General features: G+C 59.3%; 20 protein-coding genes. 17 read left to right on the top strand and 3 right to left on the bottom strand.

The annotated features are described in order from the left end of the window. Nucleotides 1–17 precede the first annotated feature (17 nt). The 8 genes from gcvH (at nt 18) to CLV74_RS14995 (ending at nt 7,272) form a co-directional block, all read left to right on the top strand. Nucleotides 18–377 carry a glycine cleavage system protein GcvH gene (gene gcvH / locus CLV74_RS15025; RefSeq protein WP_106266344.1) on the top strand — a complete coding sequence of 120 codons (360 nt, stop codon included), beginning with the start codon at nt 18–20 and terminating at the stop codon, nt 375–377. Between the two features lie 8 nt (nt 378–385). Beyond that, a complete protein-coding gene (gcvP, locus tag CLV74_RS15020) occupies nt 386–3,238 on the top strand; it encodes an aminomethyl-transferring glycine dehydrogenase (RefSeq protein ID WP_106266341.1) in 2,853 nt (950 codons plus the stop codon). A gap of 267 nt (nt 3,239–3,505) precedes the next feature. Continuing rightward, entirely contained in the window at nt 3,506–3,679 is a 174-nt protein-coding gene (locus tag CLV74_RS22860) for a hypothetical protein (protein WP_170108072.1), read from the top strand. A gap of 61 nt (nt 3,680–3,740) precedes the next feature. Next, nucleotides 3,741–4,469, top strand: a complete 729-nt coding sequence (locus CLV74_RS15015) for a 5-oxoprolinase subunit B family protein (RefSeq protein ID WP_106266339.1) — start codon at nt 3,741–3,743, stop codon at nt 4,467–4,469. Then, nucleotides 4,466–5,488, top strand: a complete 1,023-nt coding sequence (locus CLV74_RS15010; protein WP_106266337.1) for a 5-oxoprolinase subunit C family protein — start codon at nt 4,466–4,468, stop codon at nt 5,486–5,488. Before CLV74_RS15015 ends, CLV74_RS15010 begins: the two co-directional genes overlap by 4 nt. Then, nucleotides 5,485–6,249 (top strand): LamB/YcsF family protein, encoded by a 765-nt coding sequence (locus CLV74_RS15005; protein WP_106266335.1) that lies wholly within the window; start codon nt 5,485–5,487, stop codon nt 6,247–6,249. Before CLV74_RS15010 ends, CLV74_RS15005 begins: the two co-directional genes overlap by 4 nt. Before the next feature lie 87 nt (nt 6,250–6,336). Beyond that, on the top strand, nt 6,337–6,729 hold the full coding sequence (cueR, locus tag CLV74_RS15000; protein WP_106266333.1) for a Cu(I)-responsive transcriptional regulator: 393 nt from the start codon (nt 6,337–6,339) through the stop codon (nt 6,727–6,729). Between the two features lie 66 nt (nt 6,730–6,795). After that, nucleotides 6,796–7,272, top strand: a complete 477-nt coding sequence (locus CLV74_RS14995) for an RrF2 family transcriptional regulator (RefSeq protein ID WP_106266331.1) — start codon at nt 6,796–6,798, stop codon at nt 7,270–7,272. Between the two features lie 3 nt (nt 7,273–7,275). Here CLV74_RS14995 and CLV74_RS14990 read toward each other — a convergent pair whose 3' ends face one another. Genes CLV74_RS14990 through CLV74_RS14980 form a run of 3 tightly spaced genes read right to left on the bottom strand, consistent with a single transcriptional unit; the run spans nt 7,276 to nt 9,123 of the window. Beyond that, a complete protein-coding gene (locus CLV74_RS14990) occupies nt 7,276–8,328 on the bottom strand; it encodes a YeeE/YedE family protein (RefSeq protein ID WP_106266329.1) in 1,053 nt (350 codons plus the stop codon). A gap of 59 nt (nt 8,329–8,387) precedes the next feature. Next, complete coding sequence (locus tag CLV74_RS14985; protein ID WP_106266327.1) at nt 8,388–8,723, bottom strand: ArsR/SmtB family transcription factor; 336 nt, start codon at nt 8,721–8,723, stop codon at nt 8,388–8,390. A 25-nt stretch (nt 8,724–8,748) separates the two neighbouring features. Next, a complete protein-coding gene (locus CLV74_RS14980) occupies nt 8,749–9,123 on the bottom strand; it encodes a hypothetical protein (RefSeq protein WP_106266325.1) in 375 nt (124 codons plus the stop codon). A 74-nt stretch (nt 9,124–9,197) separates the two neighbouring features. Between CLV74_RS14980 and CLV74_RS14975 the strand changes: the two genes are divergently transcribed. The 9 genes from CLV74_RS14975 (at nt 9,198) to CLV74_RS14935 (ending at nt 17,230) form a co-directional block, all read left to right on the top strand. Further along, nucleotides 9,198–9,935 carry a cytochrome c biogenesis CcdA family protein gene (locus tag CLV74_RS14975; protein ID WP_106266323.1) on the top strand — a complete coding sequence of 246 codons (738 nt, stop codon included), beginning with the start codon at nt 9,198–9,200 and terminating at the stop codon, nt 9,933–9,935. A gap of 29 nt (nt 9,936–9,964) precedes the next feature. Continuing rightward, entirely contained in the window at nt 9,965–10,531 is a 567-nt protein-coding gene (locus CLV74_RS14970; RefSeq protein WP_106266321.1) for a SoxW family protein, read from the top strand. A gap of 131 nt (nt 10,532–10,662) precedes the next feature. Beyond that, on the top strand, nt 10,663–11,139 hold the full coding sequence (gene soxX, locus CLV74_RS14965; RefSeq protein WP_106266319.1) for a sulfur oxidation c-type cytochrome SoxX: 477 nt from the start codon (nt 10,663–10,665) through the stop codon (nt 11,137–11,139). Between the two features lie 31 nt (nt 11,140–11,170). Further along, a complete protein-coding gene (soxY, locus tag CLV74_RS14960; protein WP_106266317.1) occupies nt 11,171–11,587 on the top strand; it encodes a thiosulfate oxidation carrier protein SoxY in 417 nt (138 codons plus the stop codon). A gap of 46 nt (nt 11,588–11,633) precedes the next feature. Further along, on the top strand, nt 11,634–11,960 hold the full coding sequence (gene soxZ / locus CLV74_RS14955; RefSeq protein ID WP_106266315.1) for a thiosulfate oxidation carrier complex protein SoxZ: 327 nt from the start codon (nt 11,634–11,636) through the stop codon (nt 11,958–11,960). Nucleotides 11,961–12,028: 68 nt separating this feature from the next. Next, complete coding sequence (gene soxA, locus CLV74_RS14950) at nt 12,029–12,898, top strand: sulfur oxidation c-type cytochrome SoxA (RefSeq protein WP_245888563.1); 870 nt, start codon at nt 12,029–12,031, stop codon at nt 12,896–12,898. A gap of 108 nt (nt 12,899–13,006) precedes the next feature. Next, nucleotides 13,007–14,704: a thiosulfohydrolase SoxB gene (gene soxB, locus CLV74_RS14945; RefSeq protein WP_106266313.1), complete on the top strand. Its 1,698-nt coding sequence runs from the start codon at nt 13,007–13,009 to the stop codon at nt 14,702–14,704. A gap of 83 nt (nt 14,705–14,787) precedes the next feature. Then, the gene (soxC, locus tag CLV74_RS14940) at nt 14,788–16,053 is read left to right on the top strand and encodes a sulfite dehydrogenase (protein WP_106266311.1); all 1,266 of its coding nucleotides are present in this window, start codon (nt 14,788–14,790) and stop codon (nt 16,051–16,053) included. Continuing rightward, nucleotides 16,037–17,230, top strand: coding sequence for a c-type cytochrome (locus CLV74_RS14935; protein ID WP_106266309.1), 1,194 nt, complete (start codon nt 16,037–16,039; stop codon nt 17,228–17,230). Before soxC ends, CLV74_RS14935 begins: the two co-directional genes overlap by 17 nt.

Genomic DNA, 17,230 nt, shown 5'->3' with positions numbered 1-17,230 from the left:
CACAGGGAGAGACCCCCATGAAATTCACCGAAGAACACGAGTGGCTGAAGGTCGAAGGCGACATTCTGGTCGTTGGCATCACCGAACACGCAAGCACCCAGCTGGGTGATGTTGTTTTCGTCGAGCTGCCCGATGTGGGCCGCGAAGTGGAAAAGGGCGAAGAGATCGTGGTGATCGAGAGCGTCAAGGCGGCCTCGGACATTCTGGCGCCGCTGGACGGCGAGATCGTCGAGGTCAACGAGGCCATCGCCGACAACCCCGCATTGGTGAACGAAGACCCGCTTGGGGCGGGCTGGTTCTTCAAGATGAAGGTCGCGGACCTGTCGGTCATCGACGGTTTCATGGACGCGGACGCATATAACGACTTTACGGGCTGAGGATCATCATGCCGTTTACCCCCACTGACTACGATCCCTACGATTTCGCCAACCGTCGCCACATCGGGCCCTCGCCCGAGGAGATGGCGCTGATGCTGGAAGCGGTGGGGGCAGACAGCCTTGATGCCCTGATCGATGAGACGGTGCCCGCCAGCATCCGCACCACCGATCCGCTGGACTTTGGCGCGCCCAAGTCCGAGCGCGAACTGACGTGGTTCCTGCGTCAGATCGCCAAGAAAAACACTGTGAACTCCTCGATGATCGGGCAGGGGTTCTACGGCACCGTGACCCCGCCTGCGATCCAGCGCAACATTCTGGAAAACCCCGCGTGGTACACGGCCTACACCCCTTACCAGCCCGAGATTTCTCAGGGCCGTCTTGAGGCACTGTTGAACTTTCAGACTATGGTCTGTGATCTGACTGGGCTTGAGATCGCCAATGCCTCGCTGCTGGACGAAGGCACCGCCTGCGCCGAGGCGATGGCCATGGCTGAGCGTGTTGCCAAGACCAAAGCCAAGGGCTTCTTTATCGACCAGAACTGCCATCCTCAGAACATCGCGGTCATGAAAACCCGCGCCGAGCCGCTGGGGTATGAGGTGATCGTCGGTGATCCCGCCACCGATCTGGTGCCCGATCAGGTCTTTGCTGCGATCTTCCAATATCCGGGCACCTATGGCGGTCTGACCGATTTCACCGCGCAGATCGATGCGCTGCATTCGGCGAACGCCCTTGGTATTGTGGTCGCGGACCCGATGGCCCTGACCCTTTTGAAAGAGCCTGCCGCTATGGGTGCCGACATCGCTGTCGGCAACACCCAGCGCTTTGGCGTGCCTCTTGGCGGTGGTGGTCCCCACGCGGCCTATATGGCGTGCCGCGATGCCTACAAACGCTCGATGCCCGGGCGGATTGTGGGCGTGTCGGTTGATAGCCACGGAACGCCTGCCTATCGTCTGTCGCTGCAAACCCGCGAACAGCATATCCGCCGCGAAAAGGCGACCTCGAACGTGTGTACGGCGCAGGCGCTGCTGGCGGTGATGGCGGGGATGTATGCGGTCTTCCACGGCCCTAAGGGCCTGAAGGCCATCGCGCAGCGTATCCACGCCGTGGCGGTGCAATTCGTCGAAGGTCTGGAAAGCGCCGGTTTCGCGGTCGAGCCTGAAAACTTCTTTGACACGGTGACGGTTGAGGTCGGCCCTATGCAGGGCGTGATCTATCAGGCCGCCTTGGATCGCAAAATCAACCTGCGTAAAGTGGGGGCCAGCAAGCTTGGCATCGCGGTGGATGAGACAACCCGTGGTGAAACCATCGAACGTCTGTGGGAAGCCTTTGGCATCACCCGCAGCTTTGATGACTATCACCACGCCTATCGTCTGCCCGAAGATCTGGTCCGCGTAAGCGATTACCTGACCCACCCGATCTTCCAGATGAACCGCGCCGAGACCGAGATGATGCGCTACATGCGTCGCCTCAGTGACCGTGATCTGGCGCTGGACCGCGCGATGATCCCGCTTGGCTCTTGCACCATGAAGCTGAACGCCGCTGTTGAAATGGCCCCCATTACGTGGCCCGAATTCAGCGCCATTCACCCCTTTGCCCCCGCCGACCAGCGCGAAGGCTATCAGGAACTGGTCGATGACCTTAGCCGCATTCTGTGTATGGTCACCGGCTATGACGCCATGTCCATGCAGCCCAACAGCGGTGCGCAGGGGGAATATGCAGGTCTTCTGACCATCATGGCCTATCACAAGGCCAATGGGGACGCGCACCGCAAGGTTTGCCTGATCCCGACCTCGGCCCATGGCACCAACCCTGCCAGCGCCCAGATGTGCGGCATGAAGGTGGTCGTCGTCAAATCGCTGGAGAACGGCGACATTGACCTTGAGGACTTCCGCACCAAGGCCGAGGCGGCCGGCGACGATCTGGCGGCCTGTATGATCACCTATCCCTCGACCCACGGGGTGTTTGAGGAAACCGTGCGTGAGGTCTGCGCCATCACCCATCGTTACGGCGGTCAGGTTTACTTGGACGGTGCGAACCTGAACGCATTGGTCGGTCTAGTCAAACCGGGGGAGATTGGCGCGGACGTCAGCCACCTGAACCTGCACAAGACCTTTGCCATCCCGCATGGCGGCGGTGGTCCTGGCATGGGTCCGATTGGCGTGAAATCCCATCTGGCACCTTATCTGCCCGGTCATCCGGAAACGGGGGGGCAGACTGGTCCTGTGACCTCGACCCCTTGGGGCTCGGCGTCGATCTTGGTGATCTCTTGGGCTTACTGTTTGGCTATGGGCGGGGCAGGTCTGACGCAGGCGACCAAGGTTGCGATCCTGTCGGCCAACTACATCGCCAGCCAGTTGAAGGACCACTATGATGTGCTGTTCAAAGGCCGCTCTGGCCGTGTGGCACACGAATGCATCTTGGACACCCGTCCTTTTGCAGACAGTGCTGGCGTGACCGTGGATGATGTGGCCAAGCGCCTGATGGACCATGGCTTCCACGCACCGACCATGAGCTGGCCGGTGGCGGGCACTTTGATGGTGGAACCCACTGAATCCGAGACCAAGGCAGAGCTGGACCGTTTCATCACCGCAATGGCCGCTATTGCCGAAGAGGCGCAGGCGATTGCCAAGGGCGAGATGGACCGTGACAACAACCCGCTGAAGAACGCACCCCATACGGTGGCGTCCTTGGTGGGGGATTGGGACCGTCCCTACAGCCGCGAGGCCGGATGTTTCCCTGCTGCCAGCTTCCGCGTGGACAAATACTGGCCGCCCGTCGGCCGTGTGGACAACGTCTTTGGTGACCGTCATCTGGTCTGCACCTGTCCACCCTTGTCGGACTACATGGACGCCGCAGAATAATCCCGAAAACCCCCGCGCTGAACCGCGGGGGTTTTTCGCTGCGATCCAAGGGCTAAGGTCTAAGATCGGGGCGATTTCAGAACATAAGTCTTTGCCATGACGCCCGAATTCATTGACCTTTACTGCGAGCGCTCAGCCTTTGGCCTTTGGCCTGTGGAATGAGCCTCTGAATACCCTGTCCAATCTGTCCTTCCCTCTGGCGGCGCTGGCGGCTTTGGTGATCTTTGCCGCACTCTCAATGGCCACGGCTTTGCTGGTTGGCGCTGGATGGCCTTGGCGGCGGGGACATTTGCGCTGTCATTGGTGTTTCGGGCCATCGACTTGCAGGTCTGCGGCGCGCTGCCCATCGGGACGCACTACCTTTGGCATCTCTTGAACGGAGCGATGGTCGGGTTTCTGCTGGTCGCGCTGGTTCGGCATATGCCGCCTTTGCACCGCTAAAGCCCTCTTGCAGCGGCGGGGCATTTCCCTAGTCTGGCCGCCAAGCAGACGGGTAAGGAACATGGTGCAGGACAGTAGCCCCACACTACACAATCTGGGCGAGGATGGCCTGCTGGTGGAATTCGGCTCCTCTCTGATGATGGAGGCCAACGCCGCCGCGATCGCTTTTCGCCGTGCCTTGGAAGGGCTGCGCTTGCGCGGTGTGACCGAGGTCGGCAGCACCCTGAAATCTGCCTTTATCCGCTTTGATCCGGTGGCGTTGCCGCACGCGCAGATCATTCCGAAGATCAAGGAGTTGATGGCAGATCGGGACTGGCTCACGGCCCCCATGCCAGAGGCGCGCCATTGGGAATTGCCGTCTTGCTTTGATGGTGACTTCGCGCCGCAAATATCTGAATTTTCTGAGTTATCAGGAATTTCTGAAAGCGATCTGATTGCACAGCTTTCGGAAACGCCGCTGCGTGTTCTGGCGTTGGGGTTCGCCCCCGGCATGCCCTATCTGGGGCAATTGCCTGAGGGGTGGAATGTCCCCCGCCAGACCAGTCTGACGCCTCGAGTGCCGGTGGGTGCGATCACCGCAGCGATCCGGCAGATCGTGCTGTTTGCGGTGCCGTCCTCGACCGGATGGCGGCAGATCGGGCAGGCGGCGTGGCGTGGTTGGGATGCTTCGGGCGGGCCGGACCAATTCCTGACTGCCGGTGATACCTTGCGCTTTGCGCCCTGTGGTGAGGGGGCCTTCCGCGCCCATCTGGCGGCTGGCGGGCTCCTTATTGAAAGGTCCAGCCCATGAGCGTTCAATTGGAGATCCTTTCCGCAGGTCCGCGCATGACCTTGCAGGACGCGGGCCGCGTGGGCCTTTCGGCCTATGGGCTGTCCCGTGGCGGGGCAATGGACCCTGTGGCCTTGGCCGAGGCTGCGGCCCTCTTGGGCAGCGCTTATGATGGCCTTTCCATCGAGATGACACAGACGGGCGGAAAATTTCGCTGCATGCAGGCCGATCTGACCGTCGCTTTGACGGGCGCGGTGATGAAGGCCAACGTGGACGGGGTGCCCCTGCGCTGGGGCGCATCGCATCTTTTGCCCGCAGGCGCGGTGCTAGAGGTGAGCGCGGCGCGGCAGGGTGTCTATGGCTATCTTTCCGTTGCGGGTCAGATCTCTGTGCCTGACTGTTTCGGAGCCCGCAGTGCCCATCTTCAGGCCGGTATTGGCGCAGAACTGGTGGCGGGCGACGTGTTGCCTGTGCAGCCCAAGCCCGCGCTGATGGGAAACGGCTTGCCCGAACGCGCTTGGAATGATGCACAGGTGTTCCGCGTCTTGCCGTCGGTCCAGACAGCATTGTTCGGCGACGATGGACGTGCTTGGCTTGAGACCACAAGTTTGACCAAGACCGCCCGCAGCAGCCGCATGGGAGCGGCGTTGCAGGTCGATGGCGATGGCGTTGCGATGCCCGAGGGGCTGTCCATCACGTCCGAAATCGTCAGCCTTGGCGATATCCAGATGACCGGTGACGGCACGCCGTTTGTTCTGTTGGCCGAGGCGCAGACCACAGGGGGCTATCCACGGATTGCCACGGTGATCTCGGCCGATCTGCCTGCCTTCGCGCAGGTGCAAGCGGGCAAACAGGTTCGGTTCCGCTTTGTGGATCTGGAAGAGGCTTTGGCGGCCCGCGCCACTTTCGTTGCCGAACTGGCTGCTTTGAAGGGCCGCGTTGCCCCTCTGGTGCGAGACCCGCATCAGATGCATGATTTGCTAGGCTATACCCTTGTGGCGGGCGTTGTCTCGGCCACCGATCCGGAGACTTGGGAATGACCATCACTGTCGATCTGAACGCCGATATGGGCGAAAGCTTTGGCCCTTGGGTCATGGGCAATGACGCCGCGCTTTTGGAGGTGATCAGCAGCGCCAATGTGGCTTGCGGCAAACATGCGGGCGATCCCTTGGTGATGGCCAAAACGATTGCCGCCGCCAAGGTCAAAGGCGTGGCTGTCGGAGCCCACCCAGGGTTCGACGATCTGCAAGGCTTTGGCCGCCGTGATGTGCACTTGCCTTCGGACGAGCTGGCGGCGCTGGTGCAATACCAAGTCGGCGCCTTTGCGGCGATGGCTGCGGGGCAGGGCGTTCCGGTTGCTCATCTGAAGCTACACGGGGCGATGGCAAATATGGCAGCCCGCGATCAGGCGATGGCCGAGGTTTGCTATCGCGCGGCGCTTCAGGTGATCCCCGATCTGCGCCTGTTCGTTATTGCAGGCACGGCGCAGCAACGGGCGGCAGCGGCATTGGGCGCGACCTACAGTGCCGAGATTTTTGCCGACCGCGCCTATCAGGATGATGCCACCCTTGTGCCTCGGTCCCGTCCGGGCGCTGTGCTGCACGATCCCGAAGAGGTGGCGCAGCGGGTGCTGGCGATGGTTCAGGCGGGCTGTGTGATTGCTCAGTCCGGTGCGCGGGTGAATGTGCCGGTGGATACGATTTGCCTGCACGGGGACACGCCGGGCGCTGTTCAAATGGCAAAAGCTGTGCGTCAAAAATTGTCAGATGCGAAAATTCTGATCTGTTCGCCACAGAATTAACGCCTACCTCTTGTTTCCTTGCCGGTGCTTGCCTTTATGAAAAGGCGTGCGGACATAGGTAAGGTCAACAAAAGGTATTTGAGCAAGATGAATATCTCAGAGGTTGCAGAGCGGACAGGTCTGCCCGCCAAAACCATCCGCTATTACGAAGAGATTGGCCTGATCAGACCTGCACGGGGCGCGAACGGCTATCGCAAATTTGCAGACAGCGACATGCATAAACTGGCGTTTATCGGTCGGGCACGGCATTTGGATTTTTCGATTGAGGATTGCCGCAACCTGCTGGCGCTATGGGAAGACCGCGAAAGGTCATCTGCAGATGTGCGCAGTATTGCGAAAAACCATCTGGCGCAGATTGAAGTGAAACTGAAGCAATTGCAGGAAATGCGTGCCACTCTTGCAACCTTGGTGGATTGCTGCGCGGGGGACAATCGCCCTGATTGCCCCATTCTTGAAGATTTATCAAAAACTCACATCTGATCTAGATCAAGTTTACTTGATACACCTTCTGATAGCGTCCTTTGCAGATGAATCGGAGGACGTAACGTGCGCATCACGAAAAGAACGAATATCGCCATCCGCGCTCTGATGTTTTGTGCGGTGAATGACGATCGCCGCGTTACCAAGCATGACATCGCTGAGGCCTGTAACAGCTCGGAAAACCATTTGGGGCAGATTGTGAACCAGCTGTCGCAGCTTGGTTTCCTAAGCACCACCCGCGGTCGCGGGGGCGGGTTGACCCTGTCGCGCCCTGCCGAGCAGATCTCGATCGGGGATGTGTTCCGCCAGCTAGAGGCCGACGTGCCCGTCGCCGAATGCTTTGCCGATGTGGACAACACCTGCCCGCTGACCGAGGCCTGCCGCTTGCGGATTGCGATCTCGGAGGCGATCAACGCCTTTTACAGCCATCTGGAGAAGATCACACTTGAGATGCTGATCTGCGAGAACCACCAGTTGGAAGACCTGTTGCTGATGGCGCCGACCTGTAGCCAGCGCACACCGAAGATCAAAGTTCCTGCTTAATCGCTAGTCCGCGATTTCAAACCCTTCGATCAGGTGTCGCAGGCCAAATGCGGCACCGAAATAGATTGAGACCATGGTGACTGGCGCTGAATAGCTGAGCAGTCCGAAGGCGGTGATGCCTTGCCCAATGGTGCAACCCATGGCGATGACCGCACCGGCGCCCATCATAATCGCTCCATAAATCTGACGACGCAGCTCGCGCGGGTCTTCACACGCCTCCCAGCGGAAGTGACCTAGCATAAAGCTGCCAATTAGCGCGCCGCTCCAGACGCCGATGACCGATCCGATTGCGAAGGTAGGGGCGTGGTTCTCTCCCAGCATGAGCCACAGCATCGTCTCGCCAATCGGGGCAGAGAAGTTGTGCGACACCACCGGCGTCACCTCGAACCCGTGGTTTGAGACATAGTGCGTGCCGATCCAGCCGCCCGCAATCGCCAGCCCAACGACAGCACCCCATAGGATCGCAGAGCGGTCCTGTCGCATCTCTTGATCGCTGAGGGTGTAGGTCAGGATCGCAAGCCCCGCCAAGATGCCGAACCAAGCCGCATCAATGCCGGTCAGGCGTTCGGCTAGATAGGCGTAGCTTTGGGGATGCTCGGCTGGGATGCGGGGGAATACCGTATCAAAGATAAATGCCGTCGGTCCCGAGAGGGTGGCATAGGCAGAAATCCCGAGGACGACCACGATCAGGAAGGACCGCAGATCACCGCCGCCCAAACGGGCAAGCGCACCATAGCCGCAGTTTCCCGCCAGCGCCATGCCGTAGCCGAACAGGCCGCCGCCGATCACCGATTGCCACGGTAGCCATTTATAATTCAGGTAGAACGCTTCGGTCGGATCGAACCAGCCAAGCTTCAGGGCTGCAAAGACCATCACCAAGGTCACGCCGATTGCGATGCCCCACATGCGCATCCGCACAGAGCTGCCGCCGTAAGTGCGGTCTTCAATAGCACCGAGGGTGCAAAAACGCCCCAGCCGTGCCGCCAGCCCAAGAGCCAGCCCTGTGACACCACCAATCATGGTCACAAGGACTGCGTCCGGTAGACCTGCAAACATCCGTGCTCCTCCCCAAGCCCGATTGTATGCGACAGGCTACCAAAAGCTTTTAGCGAAGACTATTCCTCTTCGCAGAAGACTTCGTAGACCCGTTCAAGGATCCGTTTGGGACGGTCATCGGCAAGGCTGTAGTAGATGGTTTTGCCATCACGGCGCGGGACAACCAGTCCCTCAAGGCGCAGGCGCGACAACTGCTGCGAGACCGCAGCCTGACGTGCGGCCAGCAGCTCTTCCAGTTCGGTCACGGATTTCTCGCCAGAGACCAGATGACACAAGATCATCAGGCGGCCTTCATGGCTGATGGCTTTTAGAAAGTTCGAGGCATTGGTCGCGCGTTCGACCATGCGATCCATCTCGAACTCACTCAGGTCATTTGAAAGTGCAGGGAGAGACATTTGACTACCTTAAAATCCTAACCGTTCAGTTCACCGCCACAGGCTTTGCTGCCAATGGCATGTGGTCTGCGATCATCTTTTCAACAAGGGGCCAGAAAAAGTCTTCGCCCGCGTATCCTTCGAGTCTCGCGATTTCCGCACCGTTTTCTACCAAGAGAAAGGTCGGAGTAAAGACCACAGGCCGTTTGATGACCGGTCCGTCGTCTTTCAGGTCTGTCAGCTGGATCTGCGCAAGGGGTGCGGTGGCTCCGGCTGCTGTCTTCGGGTAGATCGGACCGATTTGCTTATGCCACAGAACGCAATAGGCGCAGCCGGTCTGTTCGACCATCAGTAGATCGGCGGCAGGTGCTGCCGTTGCAAACCCCGCGAAGGCCATAGCGCTGATGAGGCGGCGGAACATGTGATCTCTTTTCTACCGTTGACAGAGTGTAACGTCGATGCAATCGAATATATGAATAAGTGGGGAGAATTTCAATGTTCGATGTGTCGTACCTTGGTGCAGCCCTTGCGGGTCTCTTATCGTTCTTCACCCCATGCATTCTGCCGATGGTGCCGTTCTACCTAAGCTACATGGCCGGTTTGTCCATGGCAGAGCTGAACGGGGCGGGCGAGATCAACAAAGGCGCGCAGCGGCGCTTGGTGATCAGTGCGGTGGCTTTTGCAGCTGGTGTAACCACGATCTTCGTCATGCTTGGACTGGGAGCAACCGCTGTCGGGCAGGCATTTGCCCAATGGAAACAACCGCTTTCCTATGTTGCTGCGGCGATCCTGTTTGTGTTCGGTCTGCATTTCCTTGGCATTCTGCGCATCGGTTTTCTGTACAGAGAAGCGCGGCTTGAAAGCAAGGCCGAGCCCTCGACCATCGGCGGCGCCTATCTGATGGGACTGGCCTTCGGCTTTGGCTGGACCCCTTGCGTGGGGCCGGCGCTGGCCTCGATTCTGATGATCGCCAGCGGGATGGGGGATCTGTGGCAGGGGGGCACTTTGCTGTTGGTCTATGGAATCGGCATGACCGCGCCCTTTGTGGTGGCGGCATTGTTTGCCCGCCCGTTCCTGAAGTGGGCCGCAAAGCACCGGCGTCATCTGGCCTATGTGGAAAAGGCGATGGGGGTCATGCTGATCCTTTTCGCGATTTTGATTGCGACGAATGCCGTCAACCTTATCGCGGCATTCATGATCGAGTGGTTCCCATCGTTCGGTACTTTCGGCTGAGGGGCCGCGTCTTTTTGGGGAGGAAAGACATGTTGAGACTTGGAACGACGCTGGCCTTGATGCTGGCAATGGCGCTGCCCGCAGGGGCCGCCACAATGGGCGACGACGGTCTGCACAAGACCGATTGGATGCGCGATACCTTCAAAGACCTGCGCGATGATCTGGAAGAGGCGAATGCCGAGGGCTTGCGTCTGGCCATCATCATCGAGCAGCGCGGCTGCATCTATTGCACCAAAATGCACGAAGAGGTTTTTCCCGATCCGGCGATTGATTCCTTCATTAAGGACAATTTCTTCGTGGTGCAGATCAACATGTTCGGCGACGTCGAAGTGGTCGATTTTGACGGTACAGCCATGGCCGAAAAGGACATGGTGCGCCGTTGGGGGGCGATGTTCACGCCCACAATGATGTTTTTTCCCGAAGAGGTTCCAGAGGGGCTGATGGCCAATCAGGCGACCGTGGTGAATATGCCCGGTGCTTTCGGAAAGATGACTACTTTGAACATGTTACGCTGGGTTGTTGAGAAGGGCTATCAAGGAGATGAGCCGTTCCAGAAGTACCTTGCGCGGATGATCGAACAGGAAAGATCGCAATAAAATCGTTGCAGAATGCTGCGGTGCAACATCTTCTAAAATTCAAGTACATGAATTTGTTGTTGCGTTGCGAAGTCACGGTGTTCTATCGTGTACAAAGCTAACCAGCCCAGAATGGTAGCCAGGGAGGAAACATGAAGATTTCAATTTCACTTGCGGCCGCGCTCGCTTGTGTTGCCGGTATCGCAGCCGCCGAGCCCGTTGCTCCGGCAGAGGTCCAGTATGATGAATATGGCGCCGTAGCCCAGTCGCTGACTGGCGTGGCAGGTGATCCTGCCAATGGCAAAGTGATCATGGGCACCAAGAGCAAAGGCAACTGCGTGTCGTGTCACGCGGCAGCCGGTCTTGCTGAATTTCCGTTCCACGGTGAAGTCGGTCCCGTTCTGGATGGGGTAGGCGATCGCTGGAACGAAGCAGAGATGCGCGGCATCGTGGCCAACGCCAAGATGACCTACGAGGGTACCATCATGCCCGCGTTCTACAAAACCGAAGGCTATATCCGCCCCGGTGACGCCTACACAGGTAAGGCGCCGACTGAACCCCTTGGTCCGCTGCTCAGCGCGCAGGACATCGAGGACGTGGTCGCGTTCCTGCTGACCCTGAAAGAATAATAAGCGACTTAAGAGCTTAGAGGAGAAAACCATGCAATTCACCCGACGCGAGACCATCGCTATGGGCTTCGGCGCTGCGGCAATGGCTGCGCTGCCGTTCCGTGTATCGGCTTCGGCTGACGACAATATCGCAGAGTTCACCGGCGGCGCTGCCATGGGCGATGCTGGCATCACCCTGACCGCGCCTGAAATCGCGGAAAACGGCAACACTGTTCCGATCACTGTCGACGCGCCCGGCGCGGCAAGCATCATGCTGCTGGCCACCGGCAACCCGACCCCCGGTGTGGCCACCTTCAACTTTGGTCCTCTGGCCGGTTCGCAGGCAGTGACCACCCGTATCCGTCTGGCTGGCACTCAGGACGTTGTCGCAATCGCCAAAATGGCGGACGGCAGCTTCGTGAAGGCCTCGTCGACCGTCAAAGTGACCATCGGCGGCTGTGGCGGCTAACCGCCCGCGACCTGTCGATCAACGAAATTCCTAGGAGAGTCCTAAAATGGCATCTGGTGTACGCCCCCGCGTTAAGGTTCCCAAGTCCGCTTCGGCTGGTGAAACCATCACCCTCAAGACCCTGATCAGCCACCCGATGGAATCGGGCCAGCGCAAAGACAGCAGCGGCAACGTGATTCCGCGCTCGATCATCAACCGTTTCACCTGCGAGTTTAACGGCGAGATGGTGATCGATGTGACGCTGGAGCCGGCGATCTCGACCAACCCGTACTTCGAGTTCGACGCCACTGTTCCCGCAGCAGGTGACTTCAAGTTCACTTGGTACGATGACGACGGCTCGGTCTACGAAGACACTCAGTCGATCAGCGTCTAATGCGAAGGCGCGGGGCGCGGGAGGAGGATAACCTTGCCGCCCCGCTCACTGGCTTCAGGGAGGAACATATGACCAAGCTAAACAAGAGCAAGGCACTGATCGCGATGGGGCTGGCTGTCAGCTCGTTCGCACTGGCAAGCGTTGCTGGCGCAGAAGGCCACGGCGCTGCGCCGCTGGTGATCAACGGCGACATCGAAATCGTCACCAACACCGCGGCACCTGCGCACATGGAAAACATCAGCACGATCCAGTCGGGCTGGGAATTCCGTACGCCCGATACGCAGGACCTGCAGCGTGACGACTTTGACAACCCCGGCATGCTGGGTGTCGACGATGCGCGTGAAACATGGGCGACTGTCGAAGGCAGCGAAGGCAAAAGCTGTGCGTCTTGCCATGGCGAGCCCGAAACGTTGGCCGGTGTCAAAGCGGTTTACCCCAAGTGGAACGAGGACGCAGGCGAGGTCCGCACCATTGAGATGCAGATCAACGCGTGCCGTACCGAGAACATGGGCGCCGAGGCTTACGGCTATAGCGATGGCGCAATGACCGACATGTCGGCGCTGATTTCGTCGGTGTCGCGTGGCTTGCCCGTTAACGTGGCGATCGACGGTCCCGCTCAGGCAACCTGGGAACAGGGTAAAGAGCTGTACTACACACGCACCGGCCAGCTGGAGCTGTCCTGCGCGAACTGCCACGAAGATAACTACGACAATCTGATCCGCGCTGACCACCTCAGCCAGGGCCAGATCAACGGCTTTCCCGTGTATCGTCTGAACAACGCCAAGCTGAACTCGGTCCACGACCGCTTCAAGGGCTGCGTTCGCGACACCCGTGCCGAAACCTACAAGCCCGGTAGCCCCGAATTCGTGGCGCTGGAACTGTATGTCGCATCGCGCGGCAACGGTCTGTCGGTCGAAGGGCCCTCGGTTCGCAACTAAGCGAAAAACTACCTAAAACCAACGCCTTGGCCCGTGCATTATTGCACGGGGCAGGGAGCTTTTGTCCTCAATGATCTGATACGGATCACATTTCGGAGTCAGTAACTCATGATTTCCCGCCGCGATTTTCTTCAGGCCAGCATGGCCGCTTCGGCCTTGGTCGGTGCTTCAGGCTTTGGCAACTGGAGCCGTCTCGCTGCACAGCAGGCCCTGACGCAGGATCAACTGCTTCAGTTCGACACCTTCGGGAACATCTCGCTGATTCACGTGACCGATATTCACGCGCAGCTGAAGCCGATCTATTTCCGCGAACCCAGCATCAACATCGGTGTGGGCGATGTGGCGGGCGTTGTACCCCATGTGACCGGCGCAGATTTCCGCAAGCTTTACGGCATCGACGACGGTTCGGCCTCGGCTTATGCGCTAAGCTATGATGATTTCGCCGCGCTGGGTCAGACCTACGGCAAGATGGGTGGTCTGGACCGCGTGGCAACCGTGATCAACGCGATCCGCGCCGACCGCCCCGATGCGATCCTGCTGGATGGTGGCGATACATGGCACGGCTCGTACACCTGCTACCACACTCAAGGTCAGGACATGGTCAACGTCATGAACGCTCTGCGTCCTGATGCGATGACCTTCCACTGGGAATTCACCCTTGGTTCCGAGCGTGTGAACCAGTTGGTGCAGGAACTGCCCTTTGACTCGCTGGCGCAGAACATCTTTGACGCCGAATGGGACGAACCCGCCGAGCTGTTCAAACCCTACAAGTGGTTCGAACGTGGCGGTGCCAAGATCGCCGTGATCGGTCAGGCCTTCCCCTATATGCCGATCGCGAACCCCGGTTGGATGTTCCCTGAATACAGCTTTGGTATTCGCGACGAGAACATGCAGGCGATGGTAGACGAAGTCCGCGGCCAAGGTGCTGATCTGGTCGTCGTTCTGTCGCACAACGGTTTTGACGTGGATCGCGAGATGGCGAAACGCGTCACTGGTATCGATGTGATCCTCTCGGGCCACACCCACGACGCCCTCCCTGAGCCGGTGGCTGTGGGCCAGACGATCATCGTTGCGTCCGGTTCAAATGGTAAGTTTGTAAGCCGCGTCGATCTGGATGTGCGTGATGGTCGCCTGATGGGCTTCCGTCACAAGCTGATCCCCATCTTCTCGGATGTGATTACACCGGATGCAGAGGTTGCCGCACTGATTGATGAGCAGCGCGCCCCCTATGAATCCGCCCTGTCCGAGGTGATCGGTCACACGGATTCGCTGCTGTACCGGCGCGGCAACTTTAATGGCACCTGGGACGACCTGATCTGTCAGGCGCTTCTGGAAGAGCGTGAGGCCGACATCGCCATGTCGCCGGGCGTGCGTTGGGGACCGTCGATCCTGCCGGGTCAGGCGATCACCCGAGAAGACCTGTGGAACGTCACTTCGATGACCTATCCCAAGGCCTACCGCACCGAGATGACTGGCGAATTCATCCATACCATCATGGAAGATGTTGCCGACAACATCTTTAACCCGAACCCCTATTACCAGCAGGGCGGGGACATGGTGCGCATGGGTGGTCTTGGCTACCGCATCGACATCAATAAACCGCAAGGCAGTCGTATCAGCGAACTGACCCTGCTGAAGACCGGCGAACAGCTGGATCCCGCAAAGAATTACGTTGTCGCCGGTTGGGCCAGCGTGAACGAAGGGACCGAAGGTCCCGAGATCTGGGACGTGGTCGAAAGCCACATCCGCAAGAAGGGCACCGTTGTGGTCGAGCCCAACACCACCGTGAAAGTGGTTGGCGCGTAACAACGCGCCACTACGGCAAAATTTTTTACACCTACGAATTCACGAACGCGAATTCGTCGATCTGAAAAAGGGAGCAAGGGACAATGACATCCAGCTTCAAGGGACCTAAAGCATCGCGTCGCCAGTTTCTGGCGGGTGCGGCTGTAATCGGGGCAGGGGCCGCGACCGGCGTCCGTGCCGCGACTCCCGATCCGCTGATCACTGAAATCCAGCCTTGGGCACAGGGCTTGGGCGATGGCGTGGACGCAACCCCCTACGGGATGCCGATCCGCTTCGAACAGGACGTGGTGCGCCGCAACGTGCCGTGGCTGACGGCGGACCCGATCAGCTCGATCAACTTCACGCCGATCCACGCGCTGGATGGCACCATCACGCCGCAAGGCTGTGCGTTCGAACGCCACCACTCGGGCGCGATTGAACTGGCCAAAGAAGATTATCGCCTGATGATCAACGGTCTGGTCGATCGTCCGCTGGTCTTCACCTATGAAGATCTGGAACGCTTTCCCCGCGAACAGCATGTGTACTTCTGCGAATGTGCGGCGAACACCGGCATGGAATGGGCAGGTGCGCAGTTGAACGGTGCGCAGTTCACCCACGGCATGATCCACAACATGGAATACACCGGCGTGCCCCTGCGCACCCTGCTGAACGAGGCTGGCATCCAGACCGAGGGCAAGTGGGTCTATGTCGAAGGCGCGGATGCGTCGTCGAACGGCCGCTCGATCCCGCTGGAAAAGGCGCTGGAAGATGTTCTGGTGGCCTTCAAGGCAAACGGCGAAGCCCTGCGCAAAGAACATGGCTACCCCGTTCGTCTTGTGGTTCCCGGTTGGGAAGGCAACATGTGGGTCAAGTGGCTGCGCCGCATTGAGGTCACCACACAAGCCGTTGAAAGCCGTGAAGAAACCAGCAAGTATACCGACACGCTGGCGGACGGCACCAGCCGCAAGTGGACTTGGGTTATGGACGCCAAATCGGTCGTCACCAGCCCCAGCCCCCAATCGCCGATCAAGCACGGTCCCGGCCCGCTGGTTATCACCGGTCTAGCATGGTCTGGCCATGGCAAGATTAAGCGCGTCGATGTCTCGATCGATGGTGGCAAGACTTGGCAGCAGGCCCGTCTGGCGTCTGAACCCGGCGACAAGGCTCTGGCGCGCTTCTATCTGGACATCAATTGGGATGGCAGCGAGATGCTGCTGCAATCCCGCGCGATGGACGAAACCGGCTATGTCCAGCCGACCAAAAAGCAACTGCGCGAAGTGCGCGGTCTGAACTCGGTCTACCACAACAACTGTATCCAGACCTGGCATGTGAAAACGAACGGGGAGGCAGAAAATGTCGAAGTCTCTTAAACTCTTTGCGGGCTCGGCCATCAGCACTGTGCTGATGCTGACCCTGTCGGTGAACTTCGCCGACCGTCTGACCCCCGAGATGCCTGCCGAGTTCGATCGTGTGGCCGTCGAGAATGACCGCGAATTCCACCTGATCGCCCGTGCTTACGCGGACGAGGCGAAGGCGGATGCGCCCTTTGGTCTGGGCCGTGAGGCACTGCCCGAAGAGATCGCCGCGTGGAACTTGGACGTCAGCCCCGATGGCACTGGCCTGCCCGTAGGTTCGGGCGACGTGATGACCGGCGAAGAGGTCTTTGCCGACAACTGCGCCGTCTGCCACGGTGACTTTGCCGAAGGTCGTGACAACTGGCCCAAGCTGGCGGGTGGTGACGGCACGCTGGCCGATGATGACCCATTGAAGACCGTGGGCAGCTACTGGCCGCACCTGTCGACCACATGGGACTACGTCAACCGCTCGATGCCCTTTGGCAATGCCCAAAGCCTGACAGCGGACGAGGTCTACGCGATTGTGGCCTACATTCTCTATTCGAACTATCTGGTCGAAGACGACTTTGTTCTGTCGAACGAGAACTTCACCGAGATCGTCCTGCCGAACGCCGAAGGCTTTATCATCGACGATCGGGCCGAGACCGAATACGCGATCTGGTCCGGCGAGCCCTGCATGGAAAACTGCAAGGAAAGCGTCGAGATTACCCGCCGCGCGACAAATCTGGACGTGACGCCGGGTGTCGATACCGCGGAAGAGCAGGCCGCAACTGCTCCGGCAGCCGAAGCTCCGGCAGCGGAAGAAGCAGCGGCACCCGCTGCAGAGCCCGCAGCCGAACCGGAAGCTGTGGTTGAGGCCGCAGCACCCGCTGCCATCGACATGGATCTGGCCGGTAAAGGCGAGAAGGTCTTCAAGAAGTGTAAAGCCTGCCACAAGGTTGGGGACGGGGCCAAGAACGGCTCGGGTCCGCAGCTGAATGGCATCGTGGGCCGTGCTGTGGCCAGCGCGGACGGGTTCAAATACTCGGGTCCGATGGTCGATCACGGCGGCGATTGGACGCCCGAGCGTCTGGCGGCGTTCCTTGCTAATCCGAAGGGAGAGGTAAAAGGCACCAAGATGTCTTTCGCGGGTCTGAAGAAAGAGGAAGATGTGGCCGCGGTCATCGAATACCTCAAGACCTTCGGTCAGTGA

The organism is Donghicola tyrosinivorans, from assembly GCF_003003355.1.
Classification (GTDB): Bacteria; Pseudomonadota; Alphaproteobacteria; order Rhodobacterales; family Rhodobacteraceae; genus Donghicola; species Donghicola tyrosinivorans.
Note: the sequence above shows the minus strand (reverse complement) of the source record. Positions and strands in the feature narration are given on the sequence as shown.